At 37.9% G+C, this 24,705-nt stretch carries 21 protein-coding genes; 15 read left to right on the forward strand and 6 right to left on the reverse strand.

The features are described 5' to 3' along the window. Window positions 1–149: 149 nt before the first annotated feature. Window positions 150–2,129, reverse strand: coding sequence for a CDP-glycerol glycerophosphotransferase family protein (locus AB3217_RS02220; protein ID WP_068805681.1), 1,980 nt, complete (start codon window positions 2,127–2,129; stop codon window positions 150–152). Window positions 2,130–2,424: 295 nt separating this feature from the next. Next, window positions 2,425–3,027, reverse strand: a complete 603-nt coding sequence (locus tag AB3217_RS02225) for a nitroreductase family protein (protein ID WP_317762738.1) — start codon at window positions 3,025–3,027, stop codon at window positions 2,425–2,427. Window positions 3,028–3,195: 168 nt separating this feature from the next. Between AB3217_RS02225 and AB3217_RS02230 the strand changes: the two genes are divergently transcribed. The 6 genes from AB3217_RS02230 (at window position 3,196) to AB3217_RS02255 (ending at window position 8,095) form a co-directional block, all read left to right on the forward strand. Then, window positions 3,196–4,902 carry a GW dipeptide domain-containing protein gene (locus AB3217_RS02230; RefSeq protein WP_367365623.1) on the forward strand — a complete coding sequence of 569 codons (1,707 nt, stop codon included), beginning with the start codon at window positions 3,196–3,198 and terminating at the stop codon, window positions 4,900–4,902. 30 nt (window positions 4,903–4,932) lie between these two features. Then, window positions 4,933–5,397 (forward strand): glyoxalase/bleomycin resistance/extradiol dioxygenase family protein, encoded by a 465-nt coding sequence (locus AB3217_RS02235; protein WP_317762741.1) that lies wholly within the window; start codon window positions 4,933–4,935, stop codon window positions 5,395–5,397. An 81-nt stretch (window positions 5,398–5,478) separates the two neighbouring features. Continuing rightward, window positions 5,479–5,802 carry a hypothetical protein gene (locus AB3217_RS02240; RefSeq protein ID WP_317762742.1) on the forward strand — a complete coding sequence of 108 codons (324 nt, stop codon included), beginning with the start codon at window positions 5,479–5,481 and terminating at the stop codon, window positions 5,800–5,802. 161 nt (window positions 5,803–5,963) lie between these two features. Then, the gene (locus AB3217_RS02245) at window positions 5,964–6,797 is read left to right on the forward strand and encodes a YitT family protein (protein ID WP_317762784.1); all 834 of its coding nucleotides are present in this window, start codon (window positions 5,964–5,966) and stop codon (window positions 6,795–6,797) included. A gap of 69 nt (window positions 6,798–6,866) precedes the next feature. Further along, complete coding sequence (locus tag AB3217_RS02250) at window positions 6,867–7,481, forward strand: histidine phosphatase family protein (RefSeq protein ID WP_317762744.1); 615 nt, start codon at window positions 6,867–6,869, stop codon at window positions 7,479–7,481. A gap of 98 nt (window positions 7,482–7,579) precedes the next feature. Continuing rightward, window positions 7,580–8,095, forward strand: a complete 516-nt coding sequence (locus tag AB3217_RS02255; RefSeq protein WP_068805690.1) for a hypothetical protein — start codon at window positions 7,580–7,582, stop codon at window positions 8,093–8,095. A gap of 226 nt (window positions 8,096–8,321) precedes the next feature. Here AB3217_RS02255 and AB3217_RS02260 read toward each other — a convergent pair whose 3' ends face one another. Next, entirely contained in the window at window positions 8,322–10,178 is a 1,857-nt protein-coding gene (locus AB3217_RS02260; protein WP_317762746.1) for an FAD/NAD(P)-binding protein, read from the reverse strand. A 172-nt stretch (window positions 10,179–10,350) separates the two neighbouring features. Here AB3217_RS02260 and AB3217_RS02265 point away from each other — a divergent pair, with 172 nt between their 5' ends. The 6 genes from AB3217_RS02265 (at window position 10,351) to AB3217_RS02290 (ending at window position 19,713) form a co-directional block, all read left to right on the forward strand. Then, the gene (locus AB3217_RS02265) at window positions 10,351–11,802 is read left to right on the forward strand and encodes a glycoside hydrolase family 1 protein (RefSeq protein WP_068805696.1); all 1,452 of its coding nucleotides are present in this window, start codon (window positions 10,351–10,353) and stop codon (window positions 11,800–11,802) included. 571 nt (window positions 11,803–12,373) lie between these two features. Continuing rightward, window positions 12,374–14,026, forward strand: a complete 1,653-nt coding sequence (locus tag AB3217_RS02270; RefSeq protein WP_068805700.1) for a peptide ABC transporter substrate-binding protein — start codon at window positions 12,374–12,376, stop codon at window positions 14,024–14,026. 372 nt (window positions 14,027–14,398) lie between these two features. Beyond that, window positions 14,399–15,118, forward strand: coding sequence for a gamma-glutamyl-gamma-aminobutyrate hydrolase family protein (locus AB3217_RS02275; RefSeq protein WP_068805703.1), 720 nt, complete (start codon window positions 14,399–14,401; stop codon window positions 15,116–15,118). A gap of 277 nt (window positions 15,119–15,395) precedes the next feature. Next, entirely contained in the window at window positions 15,396–18,608 is a 3,213-nt protein-coding gene (locus tag AB3217_RS02280) for a YhgE/Pip family protein (protein WP_317762752.1), read from the forward strand. A 222-nt stretch (window positions 18,609–18,830) separates the two neighbouring features. Continuing rightward, window positions 18,831–19,451 (forward strand): HAD family hydrolase, encoded by a 621-nt coding sequence (locus AB3217_RS02285; protein WP_317762754.1) that lies wholly within the window; start codon window positions 18,831–18,833, stop codon window positions 19,449–19,451. A gap of 28 nt (window positions 19,452–19,479) precedes the next feature. Further along, the gene (locus AB3217_RS02290) at window positions 19,480–19,713 is read left to right on the forward strand and encodes a helix-turn-helix domain-containing protein (protein ID WP_068805711.1); all 234 of its coding nucleotides are present in this window, start codon (window positions 19,480–19,482) and stop codon (window positions 19,711–19,713) included. A gap of 66 nt (window positions 19,714–19,779) precedes the next feature. On the opposite strand, the gene AB3217_RS02295 is transcribed toward AB3217_RS02290, so the two are convergent. From AB3217_RS02295 to AB3217_RS02305, 3 genes are all read right to left on the reverse strand, one after another. After that, a complete protein-coding gene (locus tag AB3217_RS02295; protein ID WP_317762755.1) occupies window positions 19,780–20,178 on the reverse strand; it encodes a MarR family winged helix-turn-helix transcriptional regulator in 399 nt (132 codons plus the stop codon). Between the two features lie 209 nt (window positions 20,179–20,387). After that, the gene (locus AB3217_RS02300) at window positions 20,388–20,792 is read right to left on the reverse strand and encodes a MarR family winged helix-turn-helix transcriptional regulator (protein WP_260267881.1); all 405 of its coding nucleotides are present in this window, start codon (window positions 20,790–20,792) and stop codon (window positions 20,388–20,390) included. A 76-nt stretch (window positions 20,793–20,868) separates the two neighbouring features. Then, window positions 20,869–21,411, reverse strand: a complete 543-nt coding sequence (locus AB3217_RS02305) for a sigma-70 family RNA polymerase sigma factor (RefSeq protein ID WP_057784651.1) — start codon at window positions 21,409–21,411, stop codon at window positions 20,869–20,871. Window positions 21,412–21,763: 352 nt separating this feature from the next. Between AB3217_RS02305 and AB3217_RS02310 the strand changes: the two genes are divergently transcribed. The 3 genes from AB3217_RS02310 (at window position 21,764) to eis (ending at window position 24,519) form a co-directional block, all read left to right on the forward strand. Continuing rightward, complete coding sequence (locus AB3217_RS02310; RefSeq protein ID WP_229923095.1) at window positions 21,764–23,020, forward strand: PTS sugar transporter subunit IIC; 1,257 nt, start codon at window positions 21,764–21,766, stop codon at window positions 23,018–23,020. Window positions 23,021–23,121: 101 nt separating this feature from the next. After that, the gene (locus AB3217_RS02315) at window positions 23,122–23,310 is read left to right on the forward strand and encodes a hypothetical protein (protein WP_057784649.1); all 189 of its coding nucleotides are present in this window, start codon (window positions 23,122–23,124) and stop codon (window positions 23,308–23,310) included. A gap of 24 nt (window positions 23,311–23,334) precedes the next feature. Next, window positions 23,335–24,519, forward strand: a complete 1,185-nt coding sequence (gene eis, locus AB3217_RS02320; RefSeq protein WP_068805724.1) for an enhanced intracellular survival protein Eis — start codon at window positions 23,335–23,337, stop codon at window positions 24,517–24,519. The last annotated feature ends 186 nt before the right edge of the window (window positions 24,520–24,705 follow it).

Here is a 24,705-nt window from a genome sequence, read left to right on the forward strand (position 1 = left end):
AAAAACGTAAAGTTTTTGTGCCAATATCATTTTGAAAAAAAGAACCAATACGATCAACTCGCATCGGCCTTTCTAAATTTAAAAAATAGAGGATAAAAAACAAAATTTATAAAGCAGTAGTTAAAGTGTCAGTTAAAACATTTTGAAATTTACTCTAAAGCACGTAAAACTTGAAAAATGCGGTCTCGTGCATGTTCATCTTGAAATTTATAAATATTTTGCGAAATTCTTTTTGCGTACTTTTCATCTAATCGATTATTTTTCACCTTCGAGCTGAGTTCTGAAATTAATTCGTCTTCTTTAGTGATTATCGGTCCAGGAAGTAAGTCTTCAGGGTGGTCATTGAATGCATCGTTGACATCTGGTCCATCGAACTGATAGTACAAAACAGGGCGCTTTAATAATGCAAAATCAAGACCAACACTTGAAAAATCAGTAATTAGAATTCCATGGGACTTCAAAATGCTTTGTACCGTTTGATTTCCCTCACTCAGAATGTTTACTTCATCAGAATGAAACAGATGTGAAAATTTTTGGAAATTAGTGTGTAAGTAGAAATCGATTGTAAGATGCTGCCTATGCTTAAGATTTAGTAACTTTTTAGAGTTCAATAAACCGTTAATCTTTTTAAAGTACTCTGTTTTTACAAAATCCTTATCTGAAAGATTTACCACGCCTTCTCGCCAAGTTGGCATCAGAAGAACACGTCTACGTTTTATATATGAAATGAAGGGGTGATTGTGTTTCAAAAGTAAGTCAAAACGTGCCAACCCGGTTAAAACAACATCCTCATCAGCATAGTTTAGTTTATGAACAATCAGTTGTCTTTCCCGCTCTGAACTTACAATAAATTTATTGGTAAAGTCGGGGTGAGTATTTTTACCGTACAGGTGTTCAACATTCCGCACGGCCGTAATTCCGTGTTGTAGGAATACTTTTTGAATTTTCTTTTCTTTTTCAACAAATAAATTGTTTCGAAAGGGCAAAGCATAATATGAAGAATGTGTATGACATAGAACAGCTGCCTGCATAAATTTTTTTACGTGTTCCGGCGAGTTATAAAAAACAACATGTTTCATATATTTTTTTAAATTATGAAGATCAGGGGAGTCCTCAGTAATAATGTAATAAGGATCAAATTCTGACGATTTCTTTTGTATTAAATATTTAAAAAGAGCAAACCCGTTATCTTGTGCTTTTTGAGGATATTCGCTAATTAACACTATTTTTTTATCTGTATTTGTTTGTGTATTTTGCAAGCCATCTTTGAAGGACAGATAGGTTTGATAAGTGTCTTTTGGGACAAAGTCGATTCGATAAGAAAGATTGTTATATTTGTTGGTGCCGTACCAGTAAAGATGCAGTAGTAAATCGTTTGGGTAAGGAACTACGCAGTCTACGTTACAGGCGGAATTGTAGGTTACACGAAATTCACGGGGACGTACTTTGAACTCGGCAAAATGAAGCAAAATTCGCAGATCAAAGAACTGCCAATTGTAACCGTTTGGTTTAATATTTGGTTCCAGTTCATGTAATTGCTGAGCTGGGTGGAAGTTGATTTTAAAATGATTGATAAAAGTATTGAAACCAATACGTTCACTTGTAACTGATTTAATATCGGTAAGTAGGACGGATTGATCCAGTTGGCGATGTGTAATCTTAAAGTCAAGAGCTTGTAAGGCAAAAAACTTTGTATATACTGCTAAATTTAGGGTTACAGTATCGCTAGCAGAACTAATTTTTTCGATTTGATTTTTTAGATAATAACCCTTTATGCTTGGAAAAAGATTGCACATAAAACGGAGGGTGTTTTTAAACGAGACATATAAGGATAAGGAGACACCATTGATTATTAATTGCAATCTAGGATTATTTACTGGTGACTTTAACTGGATATGAGTTAAGTCGATTTCTTGATGTTCTCCCCAAAAGATGTAGGCACGATCCTTCTTGGTTGTGTCAAGAAGGCCAAGAATTTTTGCTGCTGATATTTGATAGCGGCCGGTACTTACTGACGAAAAAGAAATTTCTTCGTGTGTTTCTTTATTCCAAATACGTAAGTTATTTAGTTCTTTGGTTGAAACAATATTAAAGGTGTTTTTTTTCAGATAGATCTCAATTTGATCCATAATAACCTCCTGTACACAGTTAATGATTAAAAGTTTATTTTTATGTATGTAATCTACTTTGTAAATCCGACCATGGTTTGTCGAAGTGACTTTAAGTACAAGATCAGTACGAGTTATTGTAAGTTCAAATGCGGGTGAATTGCAAGAAAATTCACCACTTATAAAAATACAGGATGAAGTTTTTGCCGTTGGCTAATGTTTTATGCGTTTAGACAAAAGATACTGTCAGAGAATAAAAAAGCATCCCCGTTAACGCAAATGTTGCGCTGCTGGGAATGCAGACCATTTTTAGTAACTATTTCAAAATCTTAAATCGATCATTATCTGATACATATGTCTTGTCGGCAGCCGATTTTTCAATTGACCCAAATGGCATTTGACCGCGTAATTCCCAAGTTGTGGGGATATCAAATGCAAGGCGAACTTCACCATCAATTAATGGATTATAATGTTGCAGGTTGGCGCCAATGTGATTATCTGCAAGAGCAGTCCAAACATTTTGTTGTGCACCACCAATACCTTGTTCCGCCCAAGGGGCAATATTGGCGGCATACAAAGGTACTTGTTTTTCATAATCAGCAACAACACTGAGATCAGTAAAGTATAAAACAGTCCCATACGCAGCTTTAAAACTGGCTACCTTTTGTTTGGTGCTGGCGTATACTTGCTCATTAGGGACTTCAGACTTCAAACGATTGGCCACGATGTCCCAGAGCTGGTCATGTTTGGCACCATATAAAATTACGGCACGAGTTGTTTGGGCATTGAATGAAGTTGGAGACTGTTTAATTGCAGTTTCAATTAATTCATTAATGTCAGCTTCAGGTAAGGTCACATTTTTACCTAAATTATAAATGGAACGACGTTGTTTTAATATATCAAGATATCTTGTATTCATTTTGAATCTTCCTCTCAATAAGATTACCTATTTATCCTACCAGCTATATTTTCGTAAGTAAAGAATGTTTCTAATGTTTCAATGTGGTTACTATTAAGTGGAAATGGTAAAACGAATTATATAGCATGGTAAAATAAATTGTTTGAAGATACAAGGGGAGAAGATAAAATGTCTATTCAGTTTAAAAAAGGGGTTTCGCAGGCAATTTTCACTATTATTGCAACACTTTCGTTGTCAGCGCCAGTTTATGCCAGTGCCACGCACACAGTTACTGGAAATAAGGCGGTTAGTCATACTGCCAAGGTGGTTATTCGGGCTTACCGTGCTAAAGCAAATAAAAAAAGGATTTACACGTTAAAATCAGCAGGTCACAATAAGTACACACTAAAGGCTAAATATTATGTACATAGTTTTAGCAAATTTACATTATTACGTTCAGCAAAAGTAAGTGGAAAACTTTATTATGAAGTTAAGAGTCCCTCGGGATATACGGGATGGATCTGGTCGGGATATCTTTGTGATCCAACGACATACTATACTAAGCTTTCTGCAAAGACTTTCCAGGTAAAGTCAACGGCTACGAATAATTTCTATAACCACGTGCCAGGTGGCGACTACGGAAAAGGCAAGTTAACGCACTATGGTAAGAATTATCACGGCAAAGTAGTTACGGTCACAGGAGAGGCCAAAAAAGTCTATAAGACTCACTACTTCCGTGTGTCTTATAATGGTAAAAATTTTGGCTGGGTTTACGGTGGAGCGTTGCAAAAGCCAGTGGTCACCAAAAAAGTTGTCAAAAAAATATCGACCTACACACAGCCAGAGGTTGATTTAAATGCATTTGACAAAGCAAAATATACGTATGTGAAAAATGTGAATTATTTTGTGAACGCCCCCTCTTCCTATGGGATAGCTCCAAATTATCCACATATTGTTAGTACAGCAAATACGATTAAACATGAATCTGGTGAAGGGCAAACTAACTTTACTACTGATATGTATTTAACGAGTACCAACAAAAAGAGTGGGAATTTTGGAAATGCTCAAAGTTTGGTGATTGATGGCAACACTGGCTATGTCATGAATGAAGTACCAGGGACAACAACTAATCAAGGATTTGTGGTTAAATACAATTTAACTAAGTTACGACAATTAGTTAAAAACTCTAAAGATTATTCTGTCTTGCGTCGTGCTATTTCTAACAAGTTAAACAAAAAGAAGTTGACCAGCTTTCAAAAGGAGGCTCTAACTTGTATGACGGTTGGACCAACTTTTACAACTGGTCATGGTCAAGCAATGGCACTTAACCCCAAGACTAATAAAATTTGGTTTATTGGCAAAAGTGGATCAAGTGACGAAACTAGTAACATTCAGGAGTTGAACAAGAGTACGTTGCTGCCAGACAAACAAATCAATTTCAAAATGGGCCAATATCAGAATACACCTATGAATTTAACGTTTGACCGCAACGGTAATTTTTATGCTTATGTAAAAAATGCAGCTTCATGGGCGCCTAAAAATAGTTTGAAACTTTATCAGGGGCAAATTGCCTCAAATAATACCGTACAGATGCATCTCGTTATGCAAGGTTTACAATATGCACCTGGCACGCATGCCCAATCCATTGGTTATAATGCGGTAAATGACCGGTTATATTTCGTGGCGGATGGTAGTATCTCGTCTGTACCTGCTTCAAAACTAGGCAAACTATCTGTAGGAGATGTTCGTTCTGAAAATTTCCAGTCGTATGATGCAAATAATAAGAAGATTAATACACGTGAATTTGAAGGCTTAACTTTTGATGCATCTGGAACAGGTTATTTGCTTTCTATCCGTGGAGTTGAAATAATGAAAGCAACAAGTTCAAACTTCTAAATACGATTGATCTTTGAGGAGGAATTAACGATGACAGCACATAGCGCAATCTATCCTTACTTAACGTTTACAAATACGAAAGAAGCACTTGAGTATTACAAAAATACGTTTGGAGCCAAAAATGTCGTGAGACTTCCAGTGACAGCTGAAGCAGCTGCAGCGATGAACGTTCCCGCAGATGTTGACTTTTCACAAATGACCATGCATGCGGCGTTTACGATTTTAGGAAATTGGATTTATGCATCAGACAATTTTGAACATAATGATGCATTGACCAATAGTACACGTTTATTAATTGACATTGATAGTGATGATGTTGAAAAACTTACGGCAGCGCAAAGCTTATATGCTAGCTTGGTGCAGGAACCATCAGTCAAAATCACTATGGCATTGGCGGATCAGGGATGGGGTGCTAAACTTGCCATGTTTACAGATAAATATGGGCTAACGTGGATGCTTCAAATCCGTTCGTGGTCACAACCCGATCATGGCTAAAATTAGAGTCGTTCATCTTGTTTTGATAACTACTTTTGGGATATAATGCAGATTATAATAAGCAAAAGTGAGGTTGAACAAATGATATCGGTATTTGATGTGGTACGAATTAGTCGGATTGATCATACTGTGGTGAATAGTCACCAGTTAGTCATTACCGATGAAAATGGGAAACCGAATGGCTTGCTGACAGATCTATTAAGGGATGTTGTCGAGAAAATCAACATTTTCATGAACATTTCTTTGAGCACAACGGTGGATGATGTGTTGGTTTCTTTGAGTAATAATACTCCCTTACCAGCTGATGCTTTGGTCGAATATGAAAAGATTTTGACTGAAACTGTTATAAATATCAATTTTGCACCTCGTAAACGTGTAATTGAACTAGTTTTAGATCGCCATTAATTAGATTCTTTAATAAAAGTAACGAGAATCATCCAGATGATGACCGTTACTTTTTTTGTGCCCCTATATATTCATTGAAAATTATACACATCATTAGCTTTTCTTGCTAAAATTTGAGATAATTAATTTAAGAAAAATTATTTGGAAGGAAAGGTGATGTGATGAACAAACGCGAATTTCATTGGTTAACCCAAATCGGGTTAATCATTGTTGCCCTCGAGATTATCGCCATTAGTATTAACATGTTTTACGCGCCACATAATGTTGCCTCAGGAGGAACAACAGGGATTGCCATTTTGTTACACGAAAGTTTCGGCTTCAATATGTCACTTGTCGTTTTGATTCTAAACGTGGCAATGCTGGTACTATCGTACTTTACTTTGGACAAAGCAACCACGCTGCGCATAACATTTGGTAGTTTATTTTTACCCATTTGTTTGGCCTTAACCCCTCAGATAAAATTGGTGAATGATCGGTTGTTGGCCGTTATTGTAGGAGGCGCAATCTTTGCGGCTGGGGTAGCACTTTTATACCATATTGATGCTTCCAGCGGCGGAACGACTGTTCCACCGCTAATTTTAAAAAAGTATTTTAATATTAAAACGTCCTTTGGCTTATTAGCCATTGATGGTTTGGTTTGTTTTTTCAACGTGTTTGTCTCCGGGTTCGAGGCTTTCTTCTTGGCAATTCTCTCATCGGTCCTAACCATGTTCATCATGAACTATATTGAAACTGGGTTGGACCGAAAAAAAGTGATTTACATTATGAGTGATGATAATTTAGATGATGTTAAGCATAGTTTAATCACTTTGATGGAAAAAGGAATGACCATTTTTGATGTCAAAGGTGGTTATACGGGTGATCAAAAACAAATGCTGATGATCGTGGTTGAAAATGCGGAGTATCAACACATTTTGAATCAAATTCATGCAGTGGCTCCGGATGCCTTTGCCCTCGTCTATAATGTCGCAGAAGTTCGGGGTGGAAATCTTTAAAAGGGTTTTCAATTCTCGCTTAAGAGCTGTAGTATGGAATTAATAACTATAGATAAGTGGGGATAAAACATGACTGAATTTTACATTGTGCGACATGGCGAAACCCGAGGAAACATTATGGGATTTAAACAGGGCCAAGTTGATGCTGAGCCTTCTCAACTTGATGAGACGGGAATTAAACAAGCCAAGAACTTGCATGATCATTTTGATATTAGTTTTGCAGACCAAATTTTTGTGAGTCCGTTGACACGCGCAAAGGATACGGCCGATTTACTGAATGAGGGGCGCAATTTACCAATTCAAGTTGATGATCGTTTATTGGAAATTTCTTACGGCGACTGGGATGGTCAATATGATACGGATCTGAAAGCTAAATTTGGTCAGTATTTCATTCCAGGAAGTAATGCGATTTATCCTGAGTACTATAAAGTAGCAAATGGTGAAAAATTTACGGATGTAGAAAATCGAGTGGCAGCATTTACAGATGAGATTCGCCAAAAATATGCTGATCAAAAAATTGTCATTGTCACACATGGATTTACGGTGCGAAGCTTTGCACAAAATGCGGTGAAGGCAACGGATCCATTGGCCTTTAAAGAACCAATGAATTGCAGTGTGACAAAAATCGAAGTTGCTGAGGATGGACAACAAGGATTGTTTTATTATAGCAGGGTGTTTGAATAACTCCTAACTTGACTAGCTGTTACCAATTTAAAACAAAAATTGTCCACAAACCAGCAAGAAAATTTAATTCAGAATTCACTAACAAAAAGGAGAAACTCATGAAAAAAACAACAATATTGCTTCTTTCTTCCGCGTTCCTTTTATTGGGAGGATGTACGAATAATTCTGATAACTCAGAATCAAAAAATGATGTTACTAGTTCTTCGGTTTCTGGAACAGCTTCTTCAAAAAGTAGTTCGAAAGCAAGTGGGAACAGTTCAAGCCAAGCTGTTGTTGGCGATGACGATATGGCATTGCTGAATAGTAGCTGGAAATATAATAAATTCACAGTTCATCAAATTGAAGCTGAAGTAGATGATGGCCAAGTGGAAGTGAAAGTAGAGTGGGAACCTAAAACTGAAAAGAAGGCACCATTCGCTAATTTTGGTCAGGTTAAAGTCACCCAAAATGGGAAAACTTTAAGTTCGGTTGAAAACGATGATGATATTGATGAAGGCGAAACGATTCGTGATCTTGATTTAACGTATAATTTTGAAGGTAAAACTAATCCGATTAAAATTGAAATTACCTCAGCAGATGGTGAAAAGCATTCTGTTAGCTTTCAAATACAGTAAGTTGGGGCTTGAGGACAGCTCGAAAAAGCAAACAAAGACCTATAAGAAAACCTCCTGCGGGATTGCGATCCCGCTTCCGGTTCTCTTATAGGTCTTTGTTTTAACGCTTTTTCTCACTCACTGTTTTAGGACAGCTCGGCAAAATAAGAGAGAGCAGATAAGCATTCCTACTGCGGGGATTTCCCCGCATACGGCACACTTATCTGATCTCTCTTACCATTTTGCCTCACTCACTATAATTTAGCATCTGGTTCGCTATCATATCCGCCATTCTCAAACGCACATCGTTCACACTTGGAATTGGACTTCCATTTGTCAACCAATGACGTCCCTCCGTCGTAATTCCCCAAACATAAACGTTTGGCACCGGCACGCCATCACTATCAATTACTTCCGCCGTTTCCGTCGTCACATCCATTGCTCCCAACTGCTTCGTTGAGCCATCATTCAAATGCAATTCGTATGGTCTGGCCATTCCAGTTTTTAATAAGTCTTGAATCAACGGGTTCGTACTAATTCGAATATCAACTGATGCCTGTCGCGCCTCAATCACATCATTTATCTCAATTTTATGCTCAGGGAACCGTTTTGAATACGTAACAAAATGATCCTGATTGGTTTCTAACTGCAACTTTGGTCCCAGAATTTCTACGATACCCGCTTTTATCAACGCCAGGAGTTGTTCCAATCGTAAAATTGGTGGACCGACCGCCAAGAAACTGTTGAAACTATTAAAACCACCCAGAATATCTTTAGCATAGTCTTCATCCGAAATTAGTTTATAAGTAATGACTTTTCGGATATTTGTTCGTAGTTCACGCAAAGTATCCATTGCACTTGCAAACGGACTCGTTTTGTTTCCCCGTTTAGCCTCAGCAATATCATGTTCCAAATAAGCCAGCATTAATTTTTGAAATGCTTTGTCAGTTTTGACATCCTGATCAGGGTGCGCTAAGTGCTTCCAGTCTAGGCGATCATCCTTAGCAATGCCATAATCGTCTAAAACTTGGGCAGATAACGGATCCTTTTGAAACGCCTGTTCAAATTCATGGGAACTTATTCCGGTATAGTTGGTTGCCACCAATTTTGTATAGTAGGTGCATGCCGCGTCGGAATAAATATAGTCGAGGAATTGTTGACCACTCATTTGTTCCTGATGCTCAATCATGTGCGCAACTAATTGATTAGACAAAAAGTACAATGGACGTGTTTCACCCACAACTTTCTGATCCATGCCACGTGCGTGATAAGGAAACCCTCGTCCAGAACCAGCATAGATTTTTGGCTCTTCACCCGATGCATGATAGGTGAGCGTGTCGTCGGCTTCACGATGGAATTTACCGCCACGATGTTGAGTCAACATAATCATGGCGTCCATAAAATTCAGACCAAGACCGCGCAATAAAACAGAGCTGTGAGCTGGAATTTTAGCAAAGTCCTGCTCTGCCGGGTAACCGGTTCTTAAGTATGTGAGCTGATGAGCATGGGCAAACTGGGCCAAGTTCTTTTCAGAAGTAGAAAGCTCTGACATGCCTTCTCCAAGGGCCATCGAAACACCATCAAAAGTTTCAGCCGCATCATCAAAACTCAATTTATACGTATGATGGGTTAGGCGGGCAATACTGGTCACGGCCGTTTTGTGAAAAATAATGTGAATCGTTTTTGAAACTTGTTTGTGGAGTTCTTGATAAAACCATTCTTGATAGACACCAAATAGCGCCCGACTTGCGTAACTTTCTGGCGTTAAATGAGAAATCTCTTTCAGTAAATACTGCGATTTTTTATAATTGTTTTCTTGTATGAACCGAGAGCCCGCTCGCCGCGCCCATTCGAGCAACGTTGGTCCGGGAACACTTGGACCCTCCATTTCAATCGTATGATCGGTAAATAAAGTGATTTTTGCTGCCAATGAATTCATCAAGAGTTCATGTGGTTGATCAGGTTGCCAAACACGGCCGGCAATTCCCGCCGGGTCGAATAAATGGATCTCGATTTCCGGAACAGAAACCTTTTTGTTCCAGGCTAAAATGCGTTCCAGAGCCATTAAATTTCGGGGCCCAGCACCAATTAGAGCTAGTTTCATGATAAATCACCGCATTCCTATAGTTTTGTCTTTCTCCCATATAGTAGCACAGAAAGAGGTAAAAAGACGTGGTAAACGCAAGAGTGAAATAAAGTTGACAGCGCTTTCTAAAAACGGTTACACTAACCTATGTAAATATAAATGTAAATTAATGTAAACAAGGAGGAAACTAATGACAACAGAATTTCCAAAGAACTTTTTATGGGGTGGTGCAACAGCAGCCAACCAAATCGAAGGTGCATGGGATGTTGATGGTAAAGGAGTCAGTGTCCAGGATTTGCTAACTGGAGGTACGGTGGATAAACCGCGGCACTTCACCGCTAAAGTGGATCCAGATGCCTATTATCCGTCACATACCGCAAGTGACTTTTATCATCACTATAAAGAAGATATCAAATTACTTGCAGAGATGGGCTTTAAAGTTTATCGTTTATCAATTAACTGGACGCGAATCTTTCCTAATGGGGATGATGAAAAGCCTAATCAAGCAGGTATTGATTTTTATCATAAAGTTTTCCAAGAATGTCACAAGTATGGAATTGAACCACTAGTTACAATTTCGCATTATGAAGTGCCTTACCATTTAACTGCAGCTTATGGTGGTTTTTCAAGTCGAAAAGTAATTGACTTCTTTGAAAATTATTGCCGTGTCTTATTTGAATCTTATAAGGATGAAGTGCATCTTTGGCTGACTTTCAATGAAATTAATACAGCGCTGATGTTTGGCGGTGGTTATATTCAAGCCGGTGTGCCCGTCAAAGATGGAAGTTCGATTTTTGACCGTGTGACGAAAGAACAACGCCAAAACGCATTTCAAGCTGTGCATAATCAGTTAGTTGCAAGTGCTAAGGCTGTGAAACTTGCCCATGAAATTAATCCAGAAAATAAAGTCGGTTGTATGATCGCAGGTTCTGAAGTTTACCCATTAACACCGGATCCTAAAGACGTTTTACTAGCACAACAACAGACTGAAATGAACAATTTCTATTGTGGAGATGTGCATGTCCGTGGAGCCTATCCAGCATTTGCCAAAAAATATTGGCGGGATAATGATATTCATTTGGAGATTGACCCAAGCGACGCCAAAACATTGAAGGATGGAACGGTTGATTTCTATAGTTTTAGTTACTATTCATCTGGTGCAGTAACCATTCATCCTGAAAAACAAGAAAAGGTGAATGGCAATATGTCGTCAGGGACCAAGAATCCTTATTTGAAATACAGTGACTGGGGCTGGAGTATGGATCCTGAAGGCTTGCGGATTTATTTGAACCAGGTTTATCAACGGTATCAAATTCCATTGATGATTGTGGAAAATGGTCTGGGTGCTTATGACAAGGTTGAGGCAGATGGTTCAATTAATGATGATTACCGAATTGATTATTTGCGTGGTCATGTCGAAGCTATGAAAGAGGCACTAGATGATGGTGTTGATTTGATTGGTTACACGCCATGGGGATGCATTGATTTGGCATCTGCAAGTACGGGACAGATGTCGAAACGTTACGGATTTATTTATGTGAATCGCCATGATGATCAAACAGGGGATTACTCAAGAACACCGAAGAAAAGTTTTTATTGGTATAAAAAAGTGATTGAAAGTAATGGAAAAGAAGTAGAGTAAAAAAAGGGTGGATAGCTTTTGAGCATTAGCGTATGCTAAGCTCAGAAGCTGCCCTTTTTTATGTTTTCGCAAACAAAGATTGAAAGTGTCTAACCAATTTTCAGTACCAGACAATCTCACCAAAAACACGAGATCGTTTTCATGAACGTTTTCAAGTTTCAAAAATAATTTCCAAAAATTTAGGTTTTTACTTGACTTACAATAAGTAATTGGATAATCTAAGTAGTGAAATAACCAAACAGAAAGGAAGATAGTTATGATGAAGTTACGAATGCAAATTGAATGTTGCGAAGCATGTTGTCAAAACAACATGGTTATTTGTGTGGCTGCAAACTGTAATTGTCTTTCGCAAAAATGGGCCTAGTTTTTTAACATAGGTCAAAGTGAAGCCGACTAATTGCGCAATGCAGTTAGTCGGTTTTTTGTTTGGTATTTGAAGGGACGTGATGTTGGATGTCACCAGGTTGTTGTCCGTGTTCAATGAAAATAGATTTAAAAAGTAGGCAAAGAATTTCGCGTAATTGAAGTACAAAGAGATTTCTAAAATAATTTTTTAGGGGAGTTAGATCATATGAAGAAAAAATGGACACTTTTAGCCACTGTATCAGCTGCACTAGTATTGGTGTTAGCTGGTTGTGGTAATCAGAGCAGTACAGGTGGTTCCGGGAAATTAGCTACAAAGCAAGTACTTAATTTATCAGCCGATGCACCGTTGGATACAATCGATATTGCGAAAGCAACAGGTTATGGACAAACTGGAAACGTATTTGAAAGTCTTTATCGATTAGGCAAAAATGGTAAACCAATCGCAGGACTGGCTTCATCAGGTAAAGTTTCAAAAGATGGTAAAACTTGGACATTCAAAATCCGCAAAAATGCAAAATTTAGCAATGGTCAAAAAATTACCGCTCAAGATTTTGTTTATTCTTGGCAACGGACTCTGAACCCAACCACGAAGTCACAATATGCATACTTATTCTCAGGTATTAAAAATGCGGATCAAATTAGTTCCGGAAAATTGAAGCCTTCAAAATTGGGTGTTTCGGCACCTGATAAGCAGACTTTCGTAGTTAAGTTAGACGAACCAATTGCATATTTTAAAGTTCTGATGACATATCCATTATTCTCACCGGTAAGTAAGAAAGTTATTGAAAAGTACGGTAGTAAGTATGCGACAACGTCTAAATATATGGTTTATACAGGTCCATTCAAGATGACTGGTTGGAAGGGTACCAATGATCACTGGTCATTTGTGAAAAACAATCAGTATTGGGATAAGAGTAAGGTTAAATTGAGTAAGATTAACTATTCTGTAAATGAAAATCCTTCAACAATTTTGAGTTTGTATCAATCCAAGAAATTGGATATGGCACAGCTTTCAAGTACTCAAATTAAAAACTTTAAGAACAATTCCGATTATCAGACTGTTCCGTATAGTATCACGCGTTTCTTAGCGTTCAACTTTAAGGCATCTAATTCAAAGGTTCGTAAGGCGATGAATAATAAACATATTCGTCAGGCAATTTCTTTGGCAATTAACCGTAAGCAGTTGATTACAAAGGTTATTGGCGATGCTTCAACGACACCAAAGGGTTTTGTACCAACTGATTTGGCTAATGATCCCAAGACTGGTAAGGACTTTGCAGACGAGGCTTACTTGAAGGGGACTGTTAATTATGACAGTACAAGAGCTAAAAAGCTTTGGAAACAAGGTTTGAAGGAAATTGGTGCGAAGTCATTAAGTGTGACTTTGATGTCGACAAATGATAATGATGACAAGAATATTTCTGAGTATTTCCAAGTGCAATTACAAAATAAATTGCCTGGAATGAAAGTAAGTTTGGTGAATATTCCGGATAAGGTTGCCTATTCTCGTGCAGCAAAGGGTGATTTTGATATTTATGTGTCAGGTTGGGGTGCAGACTTTACGGACCCAATCTCGCATTTGCAGGTGTTGACGACGAATAGTGGTTATAACTATGGTAAATGGAGTAATAGCAGTTATGATGCGTTAATTAAGAAGGCCCAAAATTCGGATGCGAATAATAAGAGCAAACGTTGGGCGGATATGATTAAGGCGGATCAATTGGTAGTTAAGCAGGCGGCAATTGCACCATTGTATCAAACAAATTATTCATTCTTGATTAATCCAAAGGTAAAGAATGTGATCCACAATACGGCTGGTACGCAGTGGAATTATAAGACGGCGTATATTAGTAAGTAGTGAACGAAGCAAATCGGTAGGTTTAGATAATTAAGCGGGGTGGAGGCGGGATCGCAATCCCGCGGGAACCTCGCTTAATTATCTAAACCTGATTTGCGAAGTTGTCCTAAAGTAGTGAACGAAGAAGAACGGGAGTCAGAAGTTTCTAAGTTGTCCTGAAGTTCAGCGGAAAAGTGCAGTAGAGGGGTCATGGAGGCGGGATCGTAATCCCGCGGGAATTACGCTTAGAAACTTCTGGCTGTTCTTCTGAGTTGTCCTAAATCTCAGCGGAATTAAATAAGTAGCAACTAAAAACACCAATCCAGTCACAAATTGATGGTGACCAGGGTTGGTGCTTTAGTATACATAACAATCATAAACGGAGGAATAAATATGAAACCAAGAATTGGCATCGTGGGCAACGTGTTCACTGGTGATTCGGAGATCTTTTATCATAATCACGCGACTTATACGTTCCAAGGTAACATTGATGCGATTATTCAAGCAGGCGGTTTACCGGTAGTTATTCCAATTCAATCAGAAGGCCTGGCAGCAGAGTACTTTGACAGTATTGATGGTTTGTTTTTGCCAGGTGGTCAGGATGTTACCCCCAGTTTATATGTTCAAGAGCCAGATCCGCTACTGAAAACAACCTCTTTGAAACGAGATAAGTTTGAGCTGGCGTTATTCAAATTAGCGTGGGATGCGCATAAACCAATTCTTGGAATTTGCCGTGGGGTACAAGTGATCAACGTTGCATTGGGGGGGACCTTGTATCAAGATCAGTCACTCCTGAAACGATCAGTTGATATCGAACATGATCAAGCTCCTGAATTCTTGGGGAATGTACCGACACATGCCGTTCTGGTGGATGGTAATCTCCAAAAAATTCTCGGCAAAAAACTCTTGGTAAATTCATTGCATCATCAGATGATTAAACAGCTAGCAAATCCATTAGAAAGTTTAGCACGGGCAGAAGATGGTGTTATTGAAGCAGTCCAACCAAAGGACGCTATTCATCCGTTACTGGGTATTCAGTGGCATCCAGAAATGATGCTGGATCATCCCGAAATGCGGGCAATTTTCACAAATTATTTGAGCTTATTCGACTGAATTGTAGTTTTTTTATGTTTCAAATCAACCGCTTTGTCACTTATCTTGTGAAAAGAGTGATAAACACCGGTAATATGGTGTTTTCATTTGTTTTCATAAAATAATCCATAATATTTTTCAAAATAGTTCAAGACCTTATCTAATTAAGGTTTTGGACTATTTTCGTTTTAAAAAGACAATTATCTAAAATAAATTGGCTTTTGACGATTTCTTTAGCAAATATTAAAGTTTTAACTTGTAAGTGATTTGATTACGTGAAAACAGGAGATGGCAAGAAATGATTTTTAAGAATTGGGAACCGCGAACGAAAAGATGGAGTTTTTTGGTGTTAGCTCTTTTAATTCCAATTTTATTGACAGGTCTTATTTTTAGATACATCAATTCTTCGCAGGAAACACATACCACTAATACAAATGTAGCGGTTGTGAATAATGATCAATCAGCAAAATTTCAGAATACGAAGGTCAGTGCTGGAAAGCAAGTTATCCAGAATCTGAGTCACAACAACCAGGTTAAATGGCACTTTGTTTCTGCCAGCAAGGCCAAAAGGGAAATGAAGAAAGGTCATTATTTGATGACCATCACCATTCCTAAAAACTTTTCCCAAAATATTACTACCGCTTTAGATAAAAATCCCAAAGCAAGTAATTTAAAGATTAAACTCTCCAAACACAATAGTTATGTCTCACAAGTGATCAATGAGCAAGTTGCCAGTCAGGTTAAAACTGAAGTGGTATCAAGCATTCAAAAATCCTATGACAAAACGTTGCTTTCTTCAATTAACAAACTTGGAACTGGAATCAAGAGTGGTTCTAATGGTGTGAAAAAGCTGAAGAACGGTGTCGTTCAATTGAAGGATGGCAATGCTAAAGTTGATCGAAACTTACATGTTTTGGCAACAAGCATGATTACTTTTGAAAGTGGGACCAAACAACTTAGTGATGGCATTGATACATATACTGCTGGTGTCGATACTTTGGCTAAAGGTAGTAAGGCCCTTGCAAGTGGTTTAAGTGAAATGAAATCAAAAACGGCTCCGTTAGCAAGTGGGGTTCAGAAATTAACTACTGGCGCAAAACAGTTAAATGCCGGTGTAAAGAGTTATACTGCCGGGGTGTCCAAAACTCAATCAGGTGCTAGTCAAATTAGTACAGGTTTAGCACAACTTTCTGATAAAACTGCGGCCTTACCATTAGGTGTTTTACAATTATTTAATGGATCATCAAAAGTTTCGGCTGGTTTGAAAACTTTATCAAGTAAAACTGGAGCATTGGCCAGTGGTGTGAACAAGTTAAGCTCTGGCTCAAAGACGCTTGTCTCTGGGGTGACTTCCTATACAAATGGTGTCACCAGCTTAAATGGTGGGTTAAGTACATTAAGTGCCAGCTCTTCAACCTTGAATGATGGCTCGAATTCCTTACTTACAAGTGCAACTCAGCTTTCACAAGGTGTTTCACAATTAAACACCGCGGCTGGTCAAGCAAATGAACAAATTGCAGAAATGCAACAATTATTAGAAACTGATTCAGCAGCAATGGAAAGTTTGAAAGATACGCCAACCACGATTGCGAGTGCGCAGCAGCTACAAACTAAGTTGCAAGAATTGGAACCCGTTTTAAAACAACTTTCAAGCTTAGGCAGTGTCTTGTCTGAATTAAGCGATGCACAAAGCAGTTTAACGGATGTGAATAGTGCCTTTGAAAGCTTAGATAGCGCATCAAGCGCCTTAACTGATGCAGCAACAAAGGCTAAAACTTCAGCAACTGATAGCCAAAAAGTCGTCACTCTTTTAAGTGAAGTAGATACTACTAACTTAAGCAGTGCGGATAAGGCAAAAATTACCGAAGCTAAAAGTCAGGCCACAGATAGTGCCACAAACGCGGCTGCTTCAGCCAAAGAAATCGCAACTACTGGGACTAGCTTACAAAGTTTAAATAGTGCAAAAGATAAGATAAATAGTCTGGCTACAACCCTTGGTAAACTTAACATTGATAGTAGTACAACTACTGCCATTTCCAGCTTGAGTAGTGTCGTGAGTCAAGCAGATGAATTATTATCATCCCCATTAATGAGCGATACCACAGTTCAAACTTTGGAATCACTTGAAAAACAGTTGCCAACGTTAAGTGCCAACTTAGATGATTTCAAACAATTTACTGCTGGAGTAACGCAATTAAACGATAAAGTTAATGGTGAAAACTCACTGGTTTCTGGTGTGACAACCTATACAACAGGAGTTTCTAAATATACGGCTGGAGTTAGTTCAGCTAGTGAAGGTGCATCCCAATTGGCCGCTAATAATAGTGGGTTAACTTCAGGAGCCGCTCAGATTCAAACTGGGCTGAGTTCTTTAAACAGCCAGGTACCAAGTTTAACTAGTGGTGTCACTCAACTCAGCAATGGATCCAATCAAGTAACTACAGGACTTTCAACGTTGAACGGCCAGGTACCTAGTTTGGTAAGTGGTGTTAGTCAGTTAAAGACTGGTTCCAACAAATTAACAACTGGTTTGACTACTTTGAAGCGTAATTCATCCAAGTTGAATTCAGGATCACAACAACTGAGTACCGGTTTACAAACGCTGAATAGTCAGGTGCCTACTTTGGTTAGTGGGGTGACGCAATTATCAACCGGGGCAAATAAACTGGTTGCTGGTGGAACCAAATTAACTAAGGCAAGTTCTCAATTAACTAGTGGGGCTAATCAGTTGGAATCCGGTGCCAAAGAAGGGAAAACCGGTGCTGATCAGTTAGCAAGCGGTGCTGATCAAGTTCAAGATGGTCTCAAAACTGCGACACTTGGAATTGGGTTATTGAATTCCAAGTTACAAGACGGCGCCCAACAGGTTCAAAATGTCAATGCGGAACCTGAAAATGTAAACCACTTTGTGAATCCAGTCAATCAAGATCAAATTTTAGATTCAGTTGGTTCGGTTAAAAACATGTTTGCGCCATTGGTCATTGCCATGATCCTGTTTATTGCAGCTATTCTCAATCAATTAGGCCAGTACGCCCGTCGTAAGGGACATCGTCATAATGGATTTGGGTTATCAAACAACATGTTGCTTTTACTGACTTTACTTCAAGTAGTTGGTGTTCTAGTGTTTGTTGCCATTGATGGCATTCAGGTGATTCATCCAGTTGAATTGGTAATTGCGGCCGGGGTTAGTGCGATGAGTTTCACAGCATTGTGTGTCTTCATCGATTTATTATTTGGTGCACCAGGAATCCTGTTCTCATTAGTTCTAATGCTAGTTCAGTTAGCGGGGGTCTTATTACCAACCTCCATGTTGACCACCGTTTACCAAGCAATTTCAGAATTATTGCCAGTGACACATGCTATGAGTGCGTTTAACTATGCAATTAATGGTGTCGGTAATGGCATGCTATTACAAAGTTTCATTGTGTTACTTTATCCAATTGTTATTGGTGGTATTTATTACTTTGTTTCACCACAAACAAAACATGGCTTAAAAAAAGTAAAAGACTAAACGAGTTTTGACAAAAGAACTGAAGAAAAGTTGAAACGGCTGACCCAAAGCGGTTTACCAATTCACTTTTCTTCGGCTCTTTTTGAATTAAATGCGTATTTATAAAGGTCAGTGGTAAAAAAAGAAAACAATTTAAAAAATTTTAAAATCAGCATTGAGAGAAATCGCTTACTTATGATATAATGCATTGTTTGTTTCATTTGAAGTAGAGGGGGGCTAGATATGTACCAAGTTATTTTATTTGACGTGGATAATACGCTTTTAAAAACGGATGCGGCTGTATGGGAAACCGTAAAAACAGTTTTCGGTCGTTTAGCCATTCCAGTATCGGAACCGCAAACGCGCCGACTTATGGGACTGTCAGCAGTTGAAATCTTCGAAAAGCTGGGCGCACCTGATCCACAACAGACCGTTCAAGATTATGGTCAAGAATTTTTGGCACATCAAGATTTGGTGAGTGTATTTCCGGGAGTAACCGACCTTTTTAAGGCTTTGCAAGCAAAGGGTGTTTCAATAGGGATTGTCACATCTAAGACCAAGTACGGTTGGCAAACACAGGTTGCGCAACATGGATTTACGAAGTATGCTGAGCAAGTAGTTGTGGCTGAAGACACCAAACAGCATAAGCCGAATCCAGCACCCTTAATTGCAGGAATGAACAAGTTTCCACAGGTGGCTAAGAATCAATTTTTGTATATTGGGGATGCCCAATATGATATGCAGGCCGCACATGCAGCTGGAATTGATTTTGGTAATGCTAAATGGGGCGCAATCCCAAGCGCTGATTTTGCAGAAGCAGAGTACATTTTTGAAGAACCATTAGATTTATTGAAAATTCTATAAAATAGTTAAATTAAATGGAGGAGCAACAATGGATAAGCAAGTAGTTACGGACGACGAAGGAATCAAGGTACAAGTAGCAAAAGAACTAGTACAGTTTAGAATTCGCAATGGCTATACCCAAACTCAATTAGCTGAAAGAGCTGGCAAGCGCCAGTCACAAATTGCACGCATGGAAAGTGGTCGCGCAAATGTTTCATTCAAAACTTTAGATGAAATCGTTAGTCGTGCGGGCGGTAAAATTGCCATCAAGATTGTCGACTAAAAAATATGTATTAAAAGAAGAGGCTAGGAAAAATTTCCCCGGGCCTCTTCTTTTTTTCTGTAACAGTTAGTTTTTTAAATCATCTTGTAATAAAGAATCAATCTGAATTTTAAGTTCAGGAATTCGGTCATTTAGAAAATTACCAACTGTCGATGTGAGCTGTTTACCTGCTGGCGTAATATTTAACCAGTGAACTCGGTGATCTTCACTATCGGCATGATCTACCATATAATTTAAATTGAATAAAACTCGAATTTTACGAGAAATTGCTGGCGAGCTGGATTGAAAATGCTTGCTGACTTCACTGACACTCGCTTTTTTGCTTTCAAGAGATAAAATATAAGCCATTATTCGATATTGTTCAAAACTGATGGAATAGGCGGTTTTTAAATGACTATCCATTTGGAGAAACAAGCGATATATTTTTGAAAAGTTGGTAAATTTCAAAGGATTTGTGCGTTGCATGACATGTCCTCTTTCTGTAAATTAATTATGCCTTGAAAGTATTATTGCCAGATAATATTCAACGTCGTTAATGTAATTGAACCACAACTATATTAGTCTTTGCAAGCGGATAACTTAAATGTTTCCAAATAGTTATATAGTTGCCTAATTGCCTGAAAAAAATTTGGTATCGCTAAAGTTTCACAGCAATACCAAATTAAATTCTATGATTATTTATGATTAGTCTTCGTTCTATTTGAAAGAAGGGTTAATATTTTTGTTTCTAGTTCGGGCAAACCTGAGTCAACGACGATTTTAATATCGTGAATAATGGTATTCCCCTTTTGCGTTAGAGTGATCCAATGTGTTCGGCGATCCTCACCTGAGACGTGATCTTGAATTAAATCTTCCTTATATAGAACACTAACTTTTCGCGAAGTGGCTGAATTATTTGAATGAAACTGTTTGGCCAGAGCACTCACGGTGGTTTGTTTAGGATAGATATTCTTAATAAAATCAAGAATGCGAAATTGTTCAAAACTTACAGAAAATTTTGACTGCAAATCGGTATCAACCTTTTGAATCAGTGCTGAAATTGTAGAAATCGTCTCGTAATCAGAATGACTAGTAGCCATATAGTTTCCTCCTCATATCAATATCCATGCGTATCATATATTTTAATTCCTATATATATTAACATTGTTAAACGAATTATTGGTTACTTTTTGAAATATAAGCAAGTGCTTTGTTTCCAACAGTGCGTCGCCAGTTTGATACGCATTGGCGGGTGACATGATGCTTTTTTGCGATTTCTGAACCTTTTAGTTGCAAAACATAGCAGTCTATCAGAAACAGCCGTTCAGATTTTGTACAGTTTTGATAAAGATGTCGAAATAATTGATCATGATAAATATCCTCATAGGCATGATCTAAATTGGATTGAACTTGTGAATTTAGTGCGTCTTGATCACTTTGGATGCGTTCAGTATGTCGATTTGTTTGGCGAATTAAGTCCAAAAGACGCCAATAAACAGCTTGATAAGCAAAAACTCTAAATTTTTCCAAGTTTTGCTCAATGTTATCTGGATAACGAACATAGGCCTGAACAAAAGAAAGTGCCCCTTCCTGAATGAAGTCATCGTAATTTGGATGAAAAGGCATTATGTGTAATCTTTTAGCAGCTCCGTAAATAATTTTTTTGTTATTGTCTGTGTATAGCAGTTTGAAACCAGCTTGTATTGAATGTTTTTCCAATTCTTGAATCTCCTTATAAACTAAGATCCAAGGGCCCTTGGTCATTAAATAGCATATATAAAAAAGAAATAGTGAGAAACTGGAAAAAATGCGTAGCGCTTTGGAGGTAAAACGCTGCAATCGGTCCAGAATAAAAAAATTGGGAAAATATCTGTGTTTAAAATTACGTGTACGGATAAATAAGGATCAATAACGGTACTAAAGGTATATACCTTTGAATAAATGACTTACTAGTAGGATATTTATTTCAATTGTTCATAAATATTACGTTTAATTAACTAAACATTCTTTGAAAGGGTTTACATTTTGCTGAGGAGCTTCTATACTTGGCATGTAATTTAATTATGGGAGGGTGATTATTTTGAAGAATTTTATGAATTGGATTCAAAACGTGTTAATGCCACCTTTAGCAAAAGTTGGTAATAACAAATATCTGGTTGCGGTTCGTAACGGGTTAGTTATGACACTTCCAGCGGTTATTAGTGGGTCGGTATTTTTAATTATTGGAAATATTCCAATACCAGCGTGGACCGCCTTTATGAAGCCATACATGTCTGCCATCAGTGTGGCGGTTAACGGATCATTTGGTATTATTTCATTGTTATCGGCGATTGGGATTGGCTATGAACTTGCCAAGAATTTAGATTTAGATGCGATCAATGGTGCAGGGCTTTCAACAATGGCCTTTGTGATTGTGTCGTTCAATAATAAGAATATCTTGGACACCGCTAATTTTGCGTCATCGGGATTATTTACAGCAATTGTTTGTGCGTTTGCGTCCGTACTGATATTAAATTTCTTTGTTAAACGAAATCTAGTGATTAAATTGCCAGATGGTGTCCCAACTGCAGTTAACCATTCGTTTGTTTCATTAGTTCCTGGTTTTGTGATTTTGCTCTTATTCTGGACAATTCGAGTTCCACTTCATTTTGACATCAATGTGTTCATTCAAAATATTTTCCACCCATTGCTTTTTGCGATGAATAGTTTACCTGGAATTATGTTCTATACACTGCTAGTTAGTTTACTTTGGGTTGGTGGTATTCATGGCGATATGACCTTAGAAGGAATTGCCGATCCTATTTTTCTACAATTTTTAACTGCCAATGCCACTGCATGGTCCCATCATCAAGCAATTCCTTACATTACATCAACCGGATTTTCAAGTCTGTTTGTCAACGTAGGTGGTACAGGAGCCACGATTATGTTGGTTTTCTGGATGTTATCTTCTAAGAGTAAAACTTATCGCGAATTAGGAAAGGTTGCTTTTCCGAGTGCTTTGTTTGAAATTAACGAACCCGTTATTTTTGGATTTCCGGTTGTTATGAATCCAATTACGCTGATTCCATTCGTATTGTTACCTCAAATTTTAGTCGTCGGTACTTATGCATTGATGGCCTTACATCTATTAAGACCTGCTGTGACGATGGTTCCTTGGACAATGCCGCCGATTATTGGTCCTCTAATGGCAACTGGCTGGGATTGGCGTGCAGGAGTTTGGTCTGCAGTTGAATTAGTCATTGCAGCAGCGGCATATTATCCATTCTTTAAAGTTGCCGAAAAACAAATGGTTGCAAAAGAAGTTCTAACTAACGCTGAAACGAACTAAAATGCTGACCTATTAGGCGTACTGATTGAAAAAAATAACAAATGTTTTGAATTTATTGTGAAATGTGAAATGCGCTGGCTTATAATATAGAAGGAAAAAATATGAAATCAGGAAAAATCATTTTATTAGGAATCATTGGAGCAGTTGTCATTGGTGCTTTGGCAATGTTTACGACTGTACTTAAACTGAGAGTCATTTCGTCACAGGTTTTGGTAGACATTGTGGGGATCATTATGTTCACAGCCTTTGGTTTCTATGTAGGCAAACTGCGAGAAAAAGCAAAGAAATAAAGAAAATAAGAAGGTGCCATCACAATGAGCGAAATTCATACACTTACCGCAAAAAATTTAGACGAGTTTTATCAGTTATATTTATACGCATTTAATAATCAGGATAGTGAAGAGCGACGCGCCTTCTTCAATGATCGTTATGAACATTCAAAAGTGTACGGACTTTTAAATGGCGATAAATTAAGCAGTGGCATGCTCAGTATTCCTTTCAAAGTTAATTTTCATGGTGTGACGTACAAGATGAATGGCATTGGGGATGTAATGAGTTATCCCGAATTCGGCGGGCACGGTGCAATTACTGCATTGATGCGGCAAGCATTTGCTGATATGCGTAGTGATGATGTTGCGCTATCCTATTTAGCGCCATTTTCCTATGAATTTTATCGCCGATTCGGTTACGAAGAAGTTTTTGATCGCGCTGTTTACAAAATTAAAAATACAGATTTACCACGTGTAAAGCTTTCGGAAGAACGCGGGCAGTTTTTGCGATTGCCGCTTGAAGACGCCATTTCATTAATTGATGAGGTTTATGAAAATAATGCCCAAAGTCGAAACGGCGGGTTAAAACGTGAGAATTGGTGGTGGCACTATCTAGGCTTAAAACACCCACGCTGGCAGGTTGGTGTTTACCTAGAAGATGGTCAAAATGCTTCAGGTTACGTGATTTATGAGGCAGCTGGTAATACGTTCAAAATTCAAGAAATAATGTATACCAATCAGTTAAGTTATCAATATTTGCAACGTTTTATATGCCAACATGAATCGATGTTTGAAGAGTTTGAGTACTCATCTGGAGATCCTAAAGGCTTTCCAGATGTCATGGCTAATCCGTATGTTGTGAATGTGAAAATTATGCCGTACATGATGGCCAGAATTATTAATCTGCAAAAATTTGTTGATACTTATCCATTTATTCAAAAGGTAAAATCGTTACGACTTGGCGTCAAAGATGAGCTGATTCCACAGAATAATGGTATTTGGCGGTTAAAAGTGAATGTAAATGGCACAAGCTTTGAGAAAATTAGCGAAAACGAGCGAAACTTAGCTGACATTCATCTTGATATTCAAAACTTAACTAAAGTGTTTATGGGTTATCGTCAGTTGATTCACTTAAAGCAAGTGGGAAAAATTACAGGTAATATTGAGTCAATTCAAAATCTGGGGCTTGCTTTACAGAGTGAATCACCCATGCTTTGGGATTATTTCTAGTAAAAATATAATAAACAAGTGATTGAAAATCAGTAATTTACAAGAAATTACTGATTTTTTTGTGTTTTTGAAATGAATTTTGTCATTTTTATAATTAGATAACCATAGGCATTAGAAGCACTTTTTAGCTTCACGATTACAAAACATTGCAGAAAACGCCTAAATAGATATCTTTTTGACATCCTT

The organism is Pediococcus parvulus, assembly GCF_964063155.1.
Taxonomy (GTDB): Bacteria; Bacillota; Bacilli; order Lactobacillales; family Lactobacillaceae; genus Pediococcus; species Pediococcus parvulus.

What these genes read in the sequence shown, in the direction of transcription:
- AB3217_RS02285 (WP_317762754.1), top strand. Translation starts at nt 18,831, where the DNA reads ATGTACCAAGTTATTTTATTTGACGTGGATAATACGCTTTTAAAAACG.
- AB3217_RS02225 (WP_317762738.1), bottom strand. Translation starts at nt 3,027, where the DNA reads ATGAATACAAGATATCTTGATATATTAAAACAACGTCGTTCCATTTAT.
- AB3217_RS02250 (WP_317762744.1), top strand. Translation starts at nt 6,867, where the DNA reads ATGACTGAATTTTACATTGTGCGACATGGCGAAACCCGAGGAAACATT.
- AB3217_RS02280 (WP_317762752.1), top strand. Translation starts at nt 15,396, where the DNA reads ATGATTTTTAAGAATTGGGAACCGCGAACGAAAAGATGGAGTTTTTTG.
- AB3217_RS02275 (WP_068805703.1), top strand. Translation starts at nt 14,399, where the DNA reads ATGAAACCAAGAATTGGCATCGTGGGCAACGTGTTCACTGGTGATTCG.
- AB3217_RS02290 (WP_068805711.1), top strand. Translation starts at nt 19,480, where the DNA reads ATGGATAAGCAAGTAGTTACGGACGACGAAGGAATCAAGGTACAAGTA.
- AB3217_RS02295 (WP_317762755.1), bottom strand. Translation starts at nt 20,178, where the DNA reads ATGCAACGCACAAATCCTTTGAAATTTACCAACTTTTCAAAAATATAT.
- eis (WP_068805724.1), top strand. Translation starts at nt 23,335, where the DNA reads ATGAGCGAAATTCATACACTTACCGCAAAAAATTTAGACGAGTTTTAT.
- AB3217_RS02260 (WP_317762746.1), bottom strand. Translation starts at nt 10,178, where the DNA reads ATGAAACTAGCTCTAATTGGTGCTGGGCCCCGAAATTTAATGGCTCTG.
- AB3217_RS02300 (WP_260267881.1), bottom strand. Translation starts at nt 20,792, where the DNA reads ATGGCTACTAGTCATTCTGATTACGAGACGATTTCTACAATTTCAGCA.
- AB3217_RS02235 (WP_317762741.1), top strand. Translation starts at nt 4,933, where the DNA reads ATGACAGCACATAGCGCAATCTATCCTTACTTAACGTTTACAAATACG.
- AB3217_RS02315 (WP_057784649.1), top strand. Translation starts at nt 23,122, where the DNA reads ATGAAATCAGGAAAAATCATTTTATTAGGAATCATTGGAGCAGTTGTC.
- AB3217_RS02220 (WP_068805681.1), bottom strand. Translation starts at nt 2,129, where the DNA reads ATGGATCAAATTGAGATCTATCTGAAAAAAAACACCTTTAATATTGTT.
- AB3217_RS02265 (WP_068805696.1), top strand. Translation starts at nt 10,351, where the DNA reads ATGACAACAGAATTTCCAAAGAACTTTTTATGGGGTGGTGCAACAGCA.
- AB3217_RS02255 (WP_068805690.1), top strand. Translation starts at nt 7,580, where the DNA reads ATGAAAAAAACAACAATATTGCTTCTTTCTTCCGCGTTCCTTTTATTG.
- AB3217_RS02245 (WP_317762784.1), top strand. Translation starts at nt 5,964, where the DNA reads ATGAACAAACGCGAATTTCATTGGTTAACCCAAATCGGGTTAATCATT.
- AB3217_RS02270 (WP_068805700.1), top strand. Translation starts at nt 12,374, where the DNA reads ATGAAGAAAAAATGGACACTTTTAGCCACTGTATCAGCTGCACTAGTA.
- AB3217_RS02240 (WP_317762742.1), top strand. Translation starts at nt 5,479, where the DNA reads ATGATATCGGTATTTGATGTGGTACGAATTAGTCGGATTGATCATACT.
- AB3217_RS02230 (WP_367365623.1), top strand. Translation starts at nt 3,196, where the DNA reads ATGTCTATTCAGTTTAAAAAAGGGGTTTCGCAGGCAATTTTCACTATT.